The 15,291-nt window shown below is 69.9% G+C and carries 13 protein-coding genes and 1 tRNA gene; 4 read left to right on the top strand and 10 right to left on the bottom strand.

Annotated elements, in window-relative coordinates:
- Window positions 1–39 precede the first annotated feature (39 nt).
- A complete protein-coding gene (locus ACGFZF_RS01080) occupies window positions 40–1,836 on the bottom strand; it encodes a 5'-nucleotidase C-terminal domain-containing protein (protein ID WP_393550349.1) in 1,797 nt (598 codons plus the stop codon).
- A gap of 134 nt (window positions 1,837–1,970) precedes the next feature.
- On the opposite strand from ACGFZF_RS01080, the gene ACGFZF_RS01075 reads away from it, so the two are divergent.
- The 3 genes from ACGFZF_RS01075 (at window position 1,971) to ACGFZF_RS01065 (ending at window position 5,244) form a co-directional block, all read left to right on the top strand.
- Window positions 1,971–2,645, top strand: coding sequence for an SIMPL domain-containing protein (locus ACGFZF_RS01075; protein WP_393550347.1), 675 nt, complete (start codon window positions 1,971–1,973; stop codon window positions 2,643–2,645).
- A 155-nt stretch (window positions 2,646–2,800) separates the two neighbouring features.
- Window positions 2,801–4,237 (top strand): pyruvate kinase, encoded by a 1,437-nt coding sequence (pyk, locus tag ACGFZF_RS01070; protein WP_393550345.1) that lies wholly within the window; start codon window positions 2,801–2,803, stop codon window positions 4,235–4,237.
- 53 nt (window positions 4,238–4,290) lie between these two features.
- Window positions 4,291–5,244 carry a DUF4331 family protein gene (locus tag ACGFZF_RS01065; protein ID WP_393550343.1) on the top strand — a complete coding sequence of 318 codons (954 nt, stop codon included), beginning with the start codon at window positions 4,291–4,293 and terminating at the stop codon, window positions 5,242–5,244.
- Between the two features lie 22 nt (window positions 5,245–5,266).
- Here the strand turns inward: ACGFZF_RS01065 and ACGFZF_RS01060 are convergent, their stop codons facing one another.
- The gene (locus tag ACGFZF_RS01060; RefSeq protein WP_393550341.1) at window positions 5,267–6,055 is read right to left on the bottom strand and encodes a helix-turn-helix domain-containing protein; all 789 of its coding nucleotides are present in this window, start codon (window positions 6,053–6,055) and stop codon (window positions 5,267–5,269) included.
- An 85-nt stretch (window positions 6,056–6,140) separates the two neighbouring features.
- Window positions 6,141–6,223 (bottom strand) — tRNA-Leu (locus ACGFZF_RS01055).
- A 94-nt stretch (window positions 6,224–6,317) separates the two neighbouring features.
- On the opposite strand from ACGFZF_RS01055, the gene ACGFZF_RS01050 reads away from it, so the two are divergent.
- Window positions 6,318–6,974 (top strand): ANTAR domain-containing response regulator, encoded by a 657-nt coding sequence (locus ACGFZF_RS01050; protein WP_393550339.1) that lies wholly within the window; start codon window positions 6,318–6,320, stop codon window positions 6,972–6,974.
- Window positions 6,975–7,064: 90 nt separating this feature from the next.
- Here ACGFZF_RS01050 and ACGFZF_RS01045 read toward each other — a convergent pair whose 3' ends face one another.
- From ACGFZF_RS01045 to ACGFZF_RS01015, 7 genes are all read right to left on the bottom strand, one after another.
- Complete coding sequence (locus tag ACGFZF_RS01045; RefSeq protein WP_393550337.1) at window positions 7,065–7,781, bottom strand: ABC transporter ATP-binding protein; 717 nt, start codon at window positions 7,779–7,781, stop codon at window positions 7,065–7,067.
- Window positions 7,778–8,818 (bottom strand): ABC transporter ATP-binding protein, encoded by a 1,041-nt coding sequence (locus ACGFZF_RS01040; protein WP_393550992.1) that lies wholly within the window; start codon window positions 8,816–8,818, stop codon window positions 7,778–7,780. Before ACGFZF_RS01040 ends, ACGFZF_RS01045 begins: the two co-directional genes overlap by 4 nt.
- A gap of 5 nt (window positions 8,819–8,823) precedes the next feature.
- Complete coding sequence (locus ACGFZF_RS01035; RefSeq protein WP_393550335.1) at window positions 8,824–10,572, bottom strand: branched-chain amino acid ABC transporter permease; 1,749 nt, start codon at window positions 10,570–10,572, stop codon at window positions 8,824–8,826.
- Window positions 10,573–10,577: 5 nt separating this feature from the next.
- Window positions 10,578–11,510, bottom strand: a complete 933-nt coding sequence (locus ACGFZF_RS01030) for a branched-chain amino acid ABC transporter permease (RefSeq protein WP_393550333.1) — start codon at window positions 11,508–11,510, stop codon at window positions 10,578–10,580.
- A 106-nt stretch (window positions 11,511–11,616) separates the two neighbouring features.
- Window positions 11,617–12,852 (bottom strand): ABC transporter substrate-binding protein, encoded by a 1,236-nt coding sequence (locus tag ACGFZF_RS01025; protein ID WP_393550331.1) that lies wholly within the window; start codon window positions 12,850–12,852, stop codon window positions 11,617–11,619.
- Window positions 12,853–13,300: 448 nt separating this feature from the next.
- Window positions 13,301–13,789, bottom strand: a complete 489-nt coding sequence (locus ACGFZF_RS01020; protein ID WP_393550329.1) for a hypothetical protein — start codon at window positions 13,787–13,789, stop codon at window positions 13,301–13,303.
- 982 nt (window positions 13,790–14,771) lie between these two features.
- Window positions 14,772–15,278 (bottom strand): PaaI family thioesterase, encoded by a 507-nt coding sequence (locus tag ACGFZF_RS01015; protein WP_393550327.1) that lies wholly within the window; start codon window positions 15,276–15,278, stop codon window positions 14,772–14,774.
- Window positions 15,279–15,291: the final 13 nt, after the last annotated feature.

Below are 15,291 nucleotides of genomic sequence, written 5' to 3'. Positions count from 1 at the left end.
GCGCCGCACCGCGCCGCGCCCGCCGATCGGCAAGACTCCCTAGAAGACCGGCACACCGTCCCGGGTCAGCTTCCAGTCCACCGAGGCGAACTGGCCCGGGTCGACCGTCCCCTTCGCCTTCACCCACTGGATGATCGTGTTGCGGATCTCGTCCGAGTTCGCCCACAGCTGCTTCGCGTTCGCCACATGCGGGAACGCGCCGCCACCACTCGCCCGGTAGTTGTTCACCGCCAGCACGAACTCCGCCGCCGGGTCGATCGGCTTCCCGCCGAAGGACAGGTTCACGATCCGCGAACCCGCCGGCTTCGCGATGTCGATCTCGTACGTCACCCCGTACACGGCGTCGTAGTTGTAGTCCGGCGTGCCGTCGGCGTTCGTCAGCTTCGCCGTGTCCACCGGCGCGCCGGCCGGCGTCCGGACGTAGTAGCGCGCCGAGAACTCCAGGTAGTCCTTCACCTGGGCGCCCGTCATCAGACGCGCCTCCAGGGTGTTCTCGAAGACGTACAGCCCCGCCGCGTCCCGGATCGTCACCTGACCGGCCGGGATGGCCGCCGTACGGGAGAAGCACGACGCCTGGGACAGCACCGGCAGCCCGGCGTACGCGCCACCCGCCAGCGCCTCCTTCACCGTCTCCGCCTGGACGTGGTTGATCAGGTCGATGATCGGCTCGTCCTTCCACGGAGCCTCGACCGTGGCCATGGCAGCGGTCGACGCGCCGATGACCTGGTTGACGTACGCGACGACCTTCTTGTGCTCGTCCGCCAGCAGCCCCGTGATCTCCGGGTCCTCCGCCACCGTGTTGGAGTTCAGGACCTGCGCCGCCACCTTCTCGACCGTCCAGCGGCCCTTCTCCCACACCAGGTCGAAGTCGAACAGCGTCAGCCGCTGCCCCCACTTCAGCGGCTCGGACAGCACGACGTCCTTGCCGGTCTCCTTGTTCTTCACCCGGTACTCCGGGATCTCGGTGTGCGCGTGCCCGACGAGGATCGCGTCGATGCCCGGCACCTGCTCGGCCACGAGCCCGGCCGCGTTCTCGATGTGCGGGAGCTGGTCACCGTACGAGGACGTCCCGCTGGAACCGGAGTGCGCCGACACCACGACCACGTCCGCACCCATCGAACGCAGCTTCGGCACCCACTTCGCCGCCTGCTCCTCCAGCCCCGGGAACACCATCTTCCCGGTGACGTTGGCCTTGTCCCAGATCGCGATACCGGGGTTGGTCAGGCCGAGTATCGCCACCTTCACATCCCGGCCGTGCGGGGTGCACAGACGGTGCATGCTGTACGGCGGGAACGCCGGCCGGAGCGTCTTCGCGTCCAGCGCGTTGGCCCCCAGCAGCGGGAAGTCGCACTGCTCCTCGAACTTGCGCAGCACCGGGATGCCGTAGTTGAACTCGTGGTTGCCCAGGGCCGCGGCGTCGTAGCCGATGGCGTTCATGGCCTGCGCCATCGGGTGGACCGGCCCGCCCTTGCGCGTGATCGGGTCGACCTTGGCGTAGTAGTACGACAGCTGGGTGCCCTGGATCGTGTCACCCGCGTCGATGAGCAGCGTGTTGCGGCGGCCCTTGAGCGCGCGGACCTGGTCGACCAGCGTCGAGATCTTGGCGAGGCCGACGTCGTTGTGGGCCTTGTCGTCGAACTCCTTGTCCGTGAAGTAGTCCCAGTTGAAGACGTTGCCGTGCAGGTCGGTGGTGCCCATCACGGTGAAGGAGTACCGCTTGGCCGGCTTCGGACGATGGCCGAGGGCCTGGGCGGGGGCGGCGACCCCCGCGGACAGGGCGGCTCCGGCCCCGACGACGGCGGAGCTCTCCAGGAACGTCCGACGGTTCAGCGGCATGTGTTCTCCTTGGTTCAGTGGTGCACAACGCGCGTAGATTCTGGCTCAGACCGCACGTCGGCAACAGACCTTCCGGGTTACGGAGTGGGAAAGTGTTCGGAAGCCGAGCCGTCGACCACACCAGGGAGCCCCCAGTGACGACCGCACACCACCCCACCCCGGAAGCACCGCAGGTGACGGTCCGCGGAGAGGCGCGCCTGGAGGTCGACCCCGAAGTCGCCCGCATCGCGATCACCGTCAGCGCCCGCGGCACGGACCGCGCCGGCACCCTCGCCGACCTCACCCGACGCAACGGCGAGGCCCTCGCCCTCGTCAGGTCCTACGGCGACGCCGTCGAGAAACTGGAGACCGGCACCCTCTCCCTCGCACCCGAGCCCGCCCGCCACGGCCGGGGCGAACGCGTCCGCGCCTACCAGGGCCGCGTCCACCTCACCGCCGAACTCAACGACTTCACCGCCCTCGGCGAACTCACCACCCGCCTCGCCGACCTGGACCAGACCCGGATCGACGGCCCCTGGTGGGCCCTGCGCCCCGACTCCCCGCAACACGCCGAGGCCCGCCGCCGCGCCGTGGGGGAGGCCGTCCAGCGGGCCCGCGCCTACGCGGAGGCCCTCGGCACCGGACTCGCCGCACTCCTCGAACTCTCCGACACCGGACTCGTCCCGCCCTCCGCGCCCATGGGCGGGGCACGCATGTCCTTCGCGGCGGAAACCGTGGACACCCCGCCCGCCATGGACCTCGAACCCCAACGCCAGACCGTCACCGCGGAGGTCGCGGCCCGCTTCACGATGCACCCGCCGAAGCTCTGAAACCCGGACGACGACCCCCTTCCCGGCCCGGAGAACGCTCATCGGAGCACCCGCCCGCACATATTCAAGACTTGTCAACAACCTTTCACGCAAAGGTTGTTGGACAGTCATGCCGAGCCCGCTCACTACCCACCGGTAAGCCCTAGGCTCGAACCATGCGCCGAGCCAAAATCGTCTGCACCCTGGGACCCGCCACCGACTCGTACGACCAGATCAAGGCACTGGTCGACGCCGGAATGGACGTGGCCCGGTTCAACCTCAGCCACGGCACCTACGCCGAACACGAGGAGCGCTACCAGCGCGTACGCAAAGCCTCCGACGAATCCGGCCGCAGCGTCGGCGTCCTCGCCGACCTTCAAGGCCCGAAGATCCGGCTCGGCCGATTCCGCGAAGGCCCCGTACTCCTTGAACGCGGCGACGATTTCACCATCACCGTCGAACCCCACGAAGGCGACCGCCACACCTGCGGCACCACCTACGACGGCCTCGCCACCGACGTCACCACCGGCGAACGCATCCTCGTCGACGACGGCCGCGTCACCCTCGAAGTCACCTCCGTCGACGGCCCCCGCGTCCACACCCGCGTCATCGAAGGCGGCATGGTCTCCGACCACAAGGGACTCAACCTCCCCGGAGTCGCCGTCTCCGTCCCCGCCCTCTCCGAGAAGGACATCGACGACCTCCGCTGGGCCCTGCGCACCGGCGCCGACGTCATCGCCCTCTCCTTCGTCCGCAGCGCACGCGACATCGAGGACGTCCACCGCATCATGGACGAGGAGGGCCGCCGCCTCCCCGTCATCGCCAAGATCGAGAAGCCGCAGGCCGTCGAGAACATCGACGAGATCGTCGCCGCCTTCGACGGCATCATGGTCGCCCGCGGCGACCTCGGCGTCGAAATGCCCCTCGAACAGGTGCCGATCGTCCAGAAGCGCGCCGTCAAACTCGCCAAGCGCAACGCCAAACCCGTCATCGTCGCCACCCAGATGCTCGACTCGATGATCGACAACTCCCGCCCCACCCGCGCCGAGGCCTCCGACGTCGCCAACGCCGTCATCGACGGCACCGACGCCGTGATGCTCTCCGGCGAGACCAGCGTCGGCAAATACCCCATCGAGACCGTCCGCACCATGAGCCGCATCGTCGAAGCGGCCGAGGAAGACGTCCTCGCCAAGGGCCTCCCCCCGCTCACCGAACGCAACAAGCCCCGCACCCAGGGCGGCGCCGTCGCCCGAGCCGCCGCCGAGATGGGCGACTTCCTCGGCGCCCGCTTCCTCGTCGCCTTCACCCAGTCCGGCGACACCGTCAAGCGCCTCTCCCGCTACCGCTCGCCCATCCCCCTCCTCGCCTTCACCCCCGACCCGGCCACCCGCTCCCAGCTCAACCTCACCTGGGGCGTCGAGACCTTCCTCGGCCCCCACGTCGACTCCACCGACGCCATGGTCGCCCAGGTCGACGAACAACTCCTCCGGATCGGCCGCTGCAACAAGGGCGACATCGTCGTCATCACCGCCGGCTCCCCGCCCGGCGTCCCCGGCTCCACCAACCTCGTCCGCGTCCACCACATCGGCGAGGACGACAGCCCGAAGGAGTGACGCCCGCGGCCCCGTCGCCGCACGACACCCCACCGGACCGCCAAGGTGACGCCATGTCACACCACCTCAGCGGACCCCACCTGCGCTCCCCCCTGGACGACGCCCGCCTGGACCTCACGGACCTCTTCGCCTTCACGGTCCCCGGCGGGCGCACCGCCCTCATCATGAACGTCAACCCCCTCGCACCCAGCGGGGGCACCGCCTTCCACCCCGACGCCGTCTACCGCATCAACGTCGACACCGACGGCGACGACCGCGCGGACATCGCCTTCAGCTTCACCTTCTCCACCCCGGCCGACGACGGCGAACAGACCCTCACCGTCCACCGCGCCACCGGCCCCGAAGCCCGCGCCCACGAGGCCGCCGGAACCCCCCTCTTCATCGACGCCCCCGTCTCCTTCGGCCGCGAACTCTCCGTCAGCGAGGCCTTCAACTACAAGGTCTCCGCCGGCCTGCGCAGCGACCCCTTCTTCGCCGACCTGGACGGCATCCTCGCCGACTTCCAATGGACCGGCACCGACTGGGGCGCCGACAAGAACGTCTTCGGCATCGCCCTGGAGATGCCCGACTCCGAACTGGGCGACGACCCGGAGATCGGCGTCTGGGCACGCGTCAGCGTCCACCAGGACGGCGACCTCGTCTCGGTCGACCGCGGCGCCCACCCCTCCCTCACGGCCTACCTCAACGCCGACGACGCCAAGGCCGCCTACAACGCCGGCGAACCCGCCGACGACTGGGCCACCTACCTCACCCCCTGGAAGGCGGCCCTCGCCCACACCGGCGGCTACACCCCCGAAGCCGCCGAGGAAGCCCTGCGCACGGTCCTCCCCGACATCCTCCGCTACGACCGCACCCACCCCGCCGCCTACCCCAACGGCCGCACCCTCACGGACGACGTGACGTCCGCCCGCCTCGCGATGATCTCGAACGGCCGCATCCCCACGGACCACATCGGCCCCCACACGGACCTGCTGCCGCACTTCCCGTACCTGGGGACGCCCCACTAGATCCGGTGGCGGGGTCCCGCCGTCAGTGCTTGGGGCCCACGTGCCGGTCCATGAGGGCGACGGAGGCCTTGCGGGCGACGGAGACGTTCTGCGCGAGGCGGGACTGGTTTCCCGCGCGCCATGCGACACCGACCCTGTCGAGGGCCGCGGTGAAGAGGCCGATGATGTCGGCCGACGCATTGGTGAAGAAGTAGCGGGGGTACTCGTACCGCTTGCGCCGGCCGCCGATGGTCTTCTCGGTCCAGTTGGTGATGCGGCATCCGTCGGAGTGGACGAGACCCCGGATGAACGCCCAGGTGTGCGCGTCGACGATCTCTTGCTGCCAGGGTTCGAGGGCGATCGTCCGCTCGTGCTTCCTCCCCGGGCCGTGCTGCGGGAAGAGGCACAGCAGGTGCCGGGACGTGATCTTCACTTCCCGGCACCCCTGGCGCCGGACTCTGGTCGCGGTGTTGTCGGGCAACACCGCCTCCATGGCTCTCGCACAGTCGTCGATGAGACCGGGCCAGGAGTCCGCGCAGGTGACGGAGAGGCTGGGCACCCGCATCGCCCGGTTGTGGGCTATGTGGCCGTCGCCGAGATAGAGCCCCAGGAGATACGCGTACGCGGCCTCGTCCAGATCCCGCCCGTCGCAGCGCGGGCACATCGGGCCGCGCCGGCCCGGGCACTCCCCGCGCCTGGCCCGGTCCAGGTGCTTCCAGTAGCCGACCGTGCCTCTGGGCACCCGCAGCGCGCGGGCGACGTCCGCGTTCCTGGCCCCGCCGCGCAGCAGTGCCAGGGCCCTTTCCCGTACAGCTGTGCCATGGAGGTTCATGGTGTCACTCTGTGTGACGAGCCGCGGCGGCGCGCAGCAAAAAGCGGACATTCACGAGAAGGTGAAGGTCCGCTTCGTTGATCGGTGCCGGGTGCGGGACTCGAACCCGCAAGCCCTCACGGGCAGATGTGTTTGAGACATCCGTGTATGCCATTCCACCAACCCGGCGAGGTTGCCAGTCGGAGTGTACCCGGTGACCGGTGACCCCAGCAGCTAGGTAGGCTTCATCGTGCAGCGCCATGCCCCGCAACGAGGAGCCCCCGTGACCGCCCCCGAGTCGCCCCAGCCCGCCGCCGACGACGACAAGTCGCACGTCCCGCCGCTGACGACCCGCGTCGTCATCGCCGAGGACGAGGCCCTCATCCGCCTCGACCTCAAAGAGATGCTCGAAGAAGAGGGCTACTCGGTCGTCGGCGAGGCCGGCGACGGTGCCCGGGCCGTCGAGCTCGCCCGGGAGCACCGGCCCGATCTGGTGATCCTCGACGTCAAGATGCCCGTCCTGGACGGCATCTCGGCGGCCGAGAAGATCGCCGGCGAGTCGATCGCCCCGGTCCTCATGCTCACCGCGTTCTCCCAGCGCGACCTCGTCGAGCGGGCGCGGGACGCCGGTGCGATGGCGTACCTCGTGAAGCCGTTCAGCAAGAGCGACGTCGTGCCGGCGATCGAGATGGCGGTCTCGCGCTTCTCGGAGCTGAAGGCGCTGGAGCAGGAGGTCGCCGACCTCTCGCAGCGTCTGGAGACGCGGAAGCTGGTCGACCGTGCCAAGAGCGTGCTGCAGACGCAGTACGGCCTGACGGAGCCGGCGGCGTTCCGGTGGATCCAGAAGACGTCGATGGACCGCCGGATGTCCATGCAGCAGGTCGCCGAGGCGGTCATCGAGGACGCCGAGGAGAAGAAGGCCGCGAAGGGCCAGCAGTAGGAACGTGCGGCGTCGCGGGTGTCCGTGACGTGAGGAAGGCCCGCCCCACAACGTTGTGGGGCGGGCCTTCCGTTCGTGTGGGCCGGTGGCCTACTCCTCGCCGAGGTACGTCTTGCGGACGTCGTCGTCGTGGAGGAGGTCCTGGCCGGTGCCGGACAGCTTGATCGTGCCGACTTCCAGCACGTAGCCGTAGTCCGCGAGCGAGAGCGCCGCCTGGGCGTTCTGCTCGATGAGCAGGATGGTCATGCCTTCGGCCTTGAGCGTGGCGATGGTCGACATGATCTTCTGCATCATGATCGGGGAGAGGCCCATGGAGGGCTCGTCGAGCATGAGCAGCTTGGGCTGGGACATCAGGGCGCGGCCCATGGCGAGCATCTGCTGTTCGCCGCCGGAGAGGGTGCCGGCGGCCTGCTTGCGGCGCTCTCCCAGGATCGGGAAGAGGTCGTAGGCGCGCTCGATGTCCTTCTCGATGCCGTCCTTGTCCTTGCGGAGGAAGGCTCCGAGCTGGAGGTTCTCGGCGATGGACAGGCGGGGGAAGATGTGCCGGCCCTCGGGGGAGTGGGCCATGCCGAGGGAGACGACCTTGTGGGCGGGGATGCCGTTGAGCTCCTGGCCGTCGAAGGTGATCTTGCCGCTGGTGGGCTTGATGAGCCCGGAGAGGGTGCGCAGGGTGGTGGTCTTGCCCGCGCCGTTGGTGCCGATGAGGCTGACGACCTGGCCGGCTTCGACGGAGAAGGAGATGCCCTTGACGGCCTCGATCTTGCCGTAGGCGACCCGGAGGTCCTCGACCTCGAGGAGTGCGGTCACTTGGAGTCTCCTTCCTTCTTGGTGCTGTCCGCGTCGTCGGACGCGGTCTCCGGAGCGGTGTCCGGAGTGTCGGCCGGGGCCTCGTCGGCCGGGGCTTCGGGGGCCTCGTCCTCGGGGGTCTCGTCCGTGGCGGTGTCGTCGGCGGCCTCGGTGGAGGTCTCCGGCTCGGCCGCTGCGGCGGCGGTCTCGGCGTGGGCTTCGGCGGCCTCGACCTCGGCGGCCTCGGCGGCGCCGGGGGCGCCTTCGAAGGGCTCGCCCAGGTAGGCGGCGACGACGCGCTCGTCGCCCTGGACGACCTCGGAGGTGCCTTCGACGAGCTTCTCGCCCTGGACCAGGACGGCCACCCGGTCGCACAGGTTGAAGATGAACTTCATGTCGTGCTCGATGACGAGGACGGCGATGCCCTTGTCGCGGATGGCGAAGACGAGTTCCTCGGTGGTGCGGGTCTCGTTCTGGTTCATGCCGGCGGTGGGCTCGTCGAGGAGGAGCAGGCCGGGGTCGCTCGCGAGGGCGCGGGCGATCTCGAGCTTGCGCTGCTCGCCGTAGGGCAGGTTGCGGGCGAGGTGCTCGGCCTTGGCGGCGAGGCCGACGAACTCGAGGAGTTCCATGGCCCGCTCGCGGGAGGCGGCTTCCGCCTTCTTGAAGCCGGGGCCGCGCAGGAGCGCGGACCAGAGGCCCTCCTTGGTCCGGGTGTGGCGTCCGACGAGGACGTTCTCCAGGACCGTCATGTTGGAGAAGAGGCGGATGTTCTGGAAGGTGCGGGCGATGCCGGCCTTGGTGACCAGGTGCGGCTTGGGCGGCAGCACGGTGCCCTTGTAGCTGACCTGTCCCTCGGTGGGGACGTACAGGCCGGTCAGGCAGTTGAAGAAGGTCGTCTTGCCGGCGCCGTTGGGGCCGATCAGGCCGACGATCTCGCCCTCGCGGACGGTGAGGTCGACGTCGCGGACGGCGGTGAGGCCGCCGAAGCGCATCGTGACGCCGCTGGCGTCCAGGACCGTGGCGGCGGTGGCCGTGGTGGTCGTGGTGGTGGTCGTCATGGCGTTCACGCCCCCGCCTTCGCGGTGCCGACGCCGGACTCGGCGGATTGCCGCTGTTCGGGTACGTCGGGCTGTTCGTCGTTCTCGTGGAATTCCAGCTGCGCCCGCTTGTTGGCGATGAGGCCTTCGGGGCGGAAGCGCATGAGCAGGATGAGGGCGATTCCGAAGCCGAGCAGCTGGTAGTCCTGGAGGAAGGACAGCTTGGCCGGGATCAGGAAGAGCAGTGCCGCGCCGAGGATCGGGCCGCGGACGGTGCCCATGCCGCCCAGGATGACGGCCGCGAGGAGGAACGCGGAGTTCGGCGGCACGGGGCCGGCGAAGACGTAGTTCTCGGGGACGACCGTGGTGTTGACGTGTGCCTGGATGGTGCCGGCGAGGCCGGCGAGGGTGGCGCCGAGGGCGAAGGCGATGAGCTTGACCCGGAAGCCGTTGATGCCCATGGCGGTCGCGGCGGTCTCGTCCTCGCGGATGGCGACCCAGGAGCGGCCGATGCGGCTGTTGGCGGCTCGCGAGAAGATCACGATGACCAGTGCCATCACCAGCAGCATGAGCAGGTAGTAGTTGGCGTAGGCACCGAGTTCGACGCCCAGGACGGTGTGGGACTCCCCGAAGTTGTAGCCGAAGAACTCCAGCTGCGGGATGTTCGGGATGCCGTTCGGGCCGTTGGTGATCTGCGGGCCGGAGACGCCGTCGAGGTTGCCCATGGCGATGCGGAAGATCTCTCCGAAGCCGAGGGTGACGATGGCGAGGTAGTCGCCGCGCAGGCGGAGCGTCGGGGCGCCGATGATGACGCCGAAGACGAGCGAGGCGAGCGCGCCGGTGAGGACCGCGGCCCAGAAGGGGAACTGGATCCCGAAGGCGGAGGAGGTGGCTCCGGAGACCAGGGCTGCGGTGTAGGCGCCGACGCCGAGGAAGGCGACGTAGCCGAGGTCGAGCAGGCCGGCGAGGCCGACGACGACGTTCAGGCCGAGAGCGACGGTCGCGAAGATGAGGATGTTGACCGCGATCAGGGTGTAGGTGTCGCCGCTCTGCTGGATGAACGGGAAGGCGATCGCGGCGGCCATCGAGGCGATGATCGTGACCTGGCGGTTGTTCGCGGTGATCGCGGAGACGCGTGCGACGAGCCCGGACTTGAGGAGGGCGGTCGAGGCGAATCCGACGATGATCAGGTACGCGATGAAGAGCTGCGGCTCGTTGTCCTCGGTGTCGATGCCGAAGGTGATCACGTAGAGGCCGAGCGCGAACACGGCGGCGATGATCAGGATTTCGGCCCAGGAGGGCAGTGCCTTGGCGGGGGCCGCCTTGCGGGTGTCGTCGGGCAGCTTGTACGCGGCGACGGCCGGGATGGCGGAGGCGACGACGGCGAAGCCGGCGCCGGGCTCCAGGTCCACCAGCGCGCCGAGTTCCCAGACGATGGAGATCGTCGTGAACAGGGTGGTGGCGAAGGTGCCGAGGGCCAGGATCCACAGGGCCTTGCGGGAGCCGGCGGGGGTGAGCCAGCCGAAGCCCTTGACGCCGAGCGCGGCGAGCGCGTGGACGGCGGTGAGGACGCCTCCGACGAGGGTGAGGAGCTGGAGGGGCGCCGGGTAGCCGTAGATCGTGAGGTCACCGGGGAAGTCGGTGGTCCACGTCCAGGCGAGGAAGGCGCTGACGATGGTGGCGACGGAGCCGCCGAGGATCGTGTAGAGCAGGCCGGCGGAGGTGATGTTCTGCTTCGCCGGGGCGAGGGTCTGGGCCGTGGTGTCTGTGGTCATGGTTCTCACGCCCGATCCGCGACGCGCTCACCGAGCAGGCCTTGGGGCCTGACGAGGAGGACGACGATGAGGAGTACGAACGCCCAGACGTTGGACCAGGCTCCACCGCCGAGCTGCTGCATGCCGGGGATGTCCTCGATGTAGGCGATCGAGAGGGACTCGGCGAGGCCGAGGACGACGCCGCCGACCATGGCTCCGTAGATGTTGCCGATGCCGCCGAGGACGGCCGCGGTGAACGCCTTGAGGCCGAGGATGAAGCCCATCTCGAAGTTGATCTGGCCCTTGTCGAGGCCGTAGGCGACGGCGGCGACGGCGGCGAACGCGGCACCGATGGCGAAGGCCATGACGATGATGCGGTCGGTGTTGATGCCCATCAGCTTGGCCGTGTCGGGGTCCTGCGCGGTGGCCTGCATGGCGCGGCCGCTGCGGCTCTTGGAGACGAAGACGCCGAGGGCGAGCATGCAGAGCGGGGCGAGCACGAGCACGAAGGCGTCGGCGCGCTGGATGGAGAGGCTCTCGGTGAGCTTGAAGGCGTCACCCTTGAACTCGGGGAAGCTGACGGCCTTCTTGGCGTCCGGGTAGAACTGCCAGACGAGCTGCTGGAGCGCGATGGACAGGCCGATGGCGGTGATGAGGGGGGCGAGCCGTGGTGCGCTGCGCAGCGGTCGGTACGCGAACCGTTCGGCTGCGGTGGCGACGGCCACGGAGGCGATCGCGCCACCGAGGATCATGAGCGGGATCGCCACCAGCAGGGAGGTGCCGCTTGGGAGAGCGGTGTAGGTGGTGAGGGCGCCAAAGCCGCCGATCATGAAGATCTCGCCGTGGGCGAAGTTGATGAGCTGGACGATGCCGTAGACCATGGTGTACCCGATGGCTATGAGGCCATAAAGGGCACCGAGGGCAAGGCCGTTGGCCAGCTGTTGCGGCAGTTCGTTCACCGCAGGGCCTCCGATGAGCGTGTCGGATAAGACTCCGCGCGAGGGCGCTGTTTGCGCCCTCGCGCGGCTTGGTTCATTTGGTCAGGACGAGGTCAGAGCGTGGGGACTACTGGTTGAAGGTGTCGCTCTTGACGTCGATCCACTTGCCGCCCTCGACCTTGTAGACCGTGAGCTGCTTGTTGGTGGTGTCGCCGAACTCGTCGAAGGAGACCTTGCCGGTCACACCGTCGAACGAGACCTTGCCGAGCGCCTCGGTGACCTTGGCGCGGGCGTCGGTGGGAACCTTGCCGCCGTTGGCGGCGACGACGGCCTTGACGGCCTGGATGATCGCCCAGCCGGCGTCGTAGGAGTAGCCGCCGTAGGCCGCGTACGCGTCCTTGTAGCCGGCCGCCTTGTAGTCGGCGATGAACTTCTTGGCGGTGTCGAGCTTCTCGACCGGGTAGCCGATCGAGGTGGCGAGGTCACCGTCGTTGGCCTCGGCGGACGCGGCGATGAAGGCCGGGTCGTAGATGCCGTCGCCACCCATGGTGGGGATCTTGGCGCCGGTCTTCTTGATCTGGTCGGAGAGCAGGCCGCCCTCGGGGTACTGGCCGCCGAAGTAGACGGAGTCGGCGCCGGAGGCCTTGACCTTGTCGGCGGTGGAGGAGAAGTCGGTCTCCTTCACGGTGACGTGGTCGGTGCCGACGACCTTGCCGCCGAGGCGGGTGAACTCGGCGGAGAAGATGGCCGCGAGGCCGGCGCCGTAGGTCTGCTTGTCGTCGACGACGAAGACCTTCTTCTTGCCGGCGTCCTTGAAGAGGTACTGGGCGGCGAACTTGCCCTGGACCACGTCGGTGGCGGCGGTGCGGAAGTAGGTCGGGAAGGGGCGCTTGAACTCGCCCTTGCCCCAGTTGTCACCCTGGCTGAGCGAGGGGTTCGTGTTCGCGGGGGAGACCTGCGCGAGGCTGGCCGCCGCGAAGACGCCCTGCATCTGCTGGGAGACGCCGGAGTTCAGCGGGCCGACGACGCCGAGGACGTCCTTCTTGCCGACGAGCTTGGTGGCGTTGGCCTGACCGGAGGCCGGGACGGCCTGGTCGTCGAGGGCCTCGATCTTGAAGGTAACCCCGGGGACCTCGTTGTTCTTGTTGGCGGTCTGGACCGCCAGGTCCACGGAGTTCTTGATGCCCTGGCCCAGCGCGGACAGCGAACCCGTGAGCGGCGCGTCGACGCCGATGACGACGGTCGTGGTGCCCTTCGAGTCGTTGTTGCTGCCGCCCTTGTCGTCGCGCGAACCGCAGGCGGTAAGGGTGAGGGCCCCCGTGGTGATCACGGTGGTGAGGATGAGCAAGGAACGACGTCGCACGATGAATCCTTTCCCTGGCGCGGCCCCCTCGAGCTGAGGCGGTGCCGTGAAGCTGTGTAGCTGGAGGTGCCGTTTGTGAGTGGCCGGGCCGTACTGGGGTGACTGGTGGTACTGGGCCGTGCAGCAGACGCGCCCGGCGGCGCGGTGACTGGCCGTGACTCTAGGCGGAGGTGGGGGAGGTGGGGAGCGGGGAGGTCAGGATGTGACTGTCTTGTTATCGCGAGGGGGAGAGGAGGTGCGCAGGGGGTGGGCAAATTGGGACATATGGGTCCGCAACGTGGTGTTCACATAGTGAGAACGCGCAGTTCCGCTAAGGGGCTTGAGCAGATCACGCTCCTGTCGGCCCTGATTGACCGGCTGTCCGGATACCGGACAGGCCCTCCCGTGCCAGCGGACAGAGTGCCCGCTGTCCTGCGCGGCTTGATCGGTGCGCGGATGTCACGGAGCGTCACGGGGGTGGGGTCGGTGACTGTCGGGAGGGCGGCCGGGGCGACGGGCCGGACGGGGTGCCGGAGCCGGCGCCGGTGACGGAGGGGGAGCCGGTCGCGCCCTCGGGGAGCCGCCAGTTCTCGGAGCTGCCCGTCGCCCCGTTCGACGCCTCGCAGCGGCGGCGCGTCTCACGGTCGATCCCGGCCAGCGCGGCGTCCCGCCCCTCGGCGCGCTCGGTCGCGCGGGCGTGCGCGAGCACCAGGTCGTGGATGCCCAACTGCTCGTTGGACAGGCCCTTCTGCTCCCAGTCCAGTCCGGCCCATTTGCCGCCCTTGAGGGCCTCTTTCGCCCAGTACGACACCAGGCTGGTGCAGATGTCCGCCGGCGTCGACGCGCGCGGCACCGGATCCGCGCCCTCGGCCGAGCAGGCCGGGCCCGCGGCCAGCAGGCCGGCGGCCAGGGCGGCGCGGAGGCCGGTCCTGACCGAGGTGCGCGTGGAGAGCCCCATGGAGGGCACGCTAGGGGACGGGGCGGGTGGGCACAACAAGCCTTCGGTTCAGGGCAGTTGACTGCTCGATGCCCGGGGTGGGCGGACCTCGCCGCCGTACCGGGGCGCGGGGGTGCCGAGCTGGGCGGATGTGCCGGGAGGTGTGTGCGCGGCGGCTGCCGCGAGGAACGGAGCTCGCCGGGCCCGACCGGTGCCGCCGTGCGGTCCGCGTCCGGTCCCGGGGGCGCGGTGGCCGGCGCCGTACGGCGCGGACGAGGGCTGCCCGTACGGCGTGAGGGCGGCGCCGGTGCCCCGCCCGGGCGGCTCGGGTCCCGCCGGTGGGGCAAGAGGGGCTGGAGGTGGTGGTGTTGGCGGCGGTGCTCGGTGACGCCCGAGCCGGCCGGGGCGCCGGGGGAGGTGCCGGGACGCCTCGCGGGTCACGCCGATGCCGGCGGCCGGCGCTCGGGGGAGTTGACGTCACGGGTGGGGTGCGCGGGCCCGCGCCGTCCGGCCCGGGTCGCGTTGTCCGGAAGGCGGTGCGGCCCGTCCGGAAACCGGGACCGGAGCCCCGTGGGGCGACGTCCGGAAGCCGATCCCCGGCGTCCGGGAGGCGGTGTTCCGGGGTCCGGCGCGCGGAGCGGGCCGAGGTGTCCGGGGAAGGGGCGGCGCGGCCTCGTGCGGCCCCTTGGAGGACCTGCCGGCCGACGGCGGCCCGGCCGCCGCGCCGGTGACTCCGGGTGACGAGCACGGCCCGGGCACCCTCGTGATCCGGCCTCGCCGTGCCCGCTTCCGGGCCGGCGTCACCCCGACCCTGCCCTGGGTCTCCCTTCATTCGGCGCGGAACGGTGCGGACCGCCCCGTGCCGGGCGGGGGAGGGGGTCTCGGGCCCGGGGGAGAGGGGTGCGGGCGAGGCGGAAGGGCCTCGGGGGTGTCGTGCCGGTCGGGCCGGATCGGCGAGCGCAGTCGCGGGGCGCCCGGCGGGAACGGCAGGACGCCCCTTCGGTCAGGCCGTGCCGCCGGACGCGGCGACGTCCGCGACGGTGGCCGCGTCCTTGGCCGTGACCTCGCGCAGCATGCAGGTCAGCCGTGCCGAGCAGACCCGCCTGTCCTGCTCGTCGGTGATCACGATGTCGTAGGTCGCCGTGGAGCGCCCGCGGTGGACCGGGGTGGCGACGCCCGTGACCAGGCCGCTGCGGACCCCGCGGTGGTGGGTGCAGTTCAGGTCCACACCCACGGCGATCTTGGAGACTCCGCCGTGCAGCATCGAACCGATGGAGCCCAGTGTCTCGGCGAGCACCGCCGAGGCGCCGCCGTGCAGCAGGCCGTACGGCTGGGTGTTCCCCTCCACCGGCATCGTGCCGACCACCCGTTCGGCGGAGGCCTCGACGATCTGGACACCCATCCGGTTGCCGAGGTGTCCGGCCGAGAAGAGGGCCGGCAGGTCGACGCCGAGTGCGGCGTACTCGTCGAGGACCTCCTGCGGGAACTTCACGTGCTGCTGCTCACCCATCGGCCCGGCTCCG

The organism is Streptomyces sp. NPDC048338 (genome assembly GCF_043201055.1).
Lineage (GTDB): Bacteria > Actinomycetota > Actinomycetes > Streptomycetales > Streptomycetaceae > Streptomyces.
Note: the sequence above shows the minus strand (reverse complement) of the source record. Positions and strands in the feature narration are given on the sequence as shown.

Bases quoted from the DNA above. Each gene is read 5' to 3' on its own strand.
- ACGFZF_RS01060 (WP_393550341.1), bottom strand. From the start codon at position 6,055: ATGAACCTCCATGGCACAGCTGTACGGGAAAGGGCCCTGGCACTGCTG.
- ACGFZF_RS01035 (WP_393550335.1), bottom strand. From the start codon at position 10,572: ATGACCACAGACACCACGGCCCAGACCCTCGCCCCGGCGAAGCAGAAC.
- ACGFZF_RS01065 (WP_393550343.1), top strand. From the start codon at position 4,291: ATGTCACACCACCTCAGCGGACCCCACCTGCGCTCCCCCCTGGACGAC.
- ACGFZF_RS01080 (WP_393550349.1), bottom strand. From the start codon at position 1,836: ATGCCGCTGAACCGTCGGACGTTCCTGGAGAGCTCCGCCGTCGTCGGG.
- pyk (WP_393550345.1), top strand. From the start codon at position 2,801: ATGCGCCGAGCCAAAATCGTCTGCACCCTGGGACCCGCCACCGACTCG.
- ACGFZF_RS01040 (WP_393550992.1), bottom strand. From the start codon at position 8,818: ATGACGACCACCACCACGACCACCACGGCCACCGCCGCCACGGTCCTG.
- ACGFZF_RS01020 (WP_393550329.1), bottom strand. From the start codon at position 13,789: ATGGGGCTCTCCACGCGCACCTCGGTCAGGACCGGCCTCCGCGCCGCC.
- ACGFZF_RS01015 (WP_393550327.1), bottom strand. From the start codon at position 15,278: ATGGGTGAGCAGCAGCACGTGAAGTTCCCGCAGGAGGTCCTCGACGAG.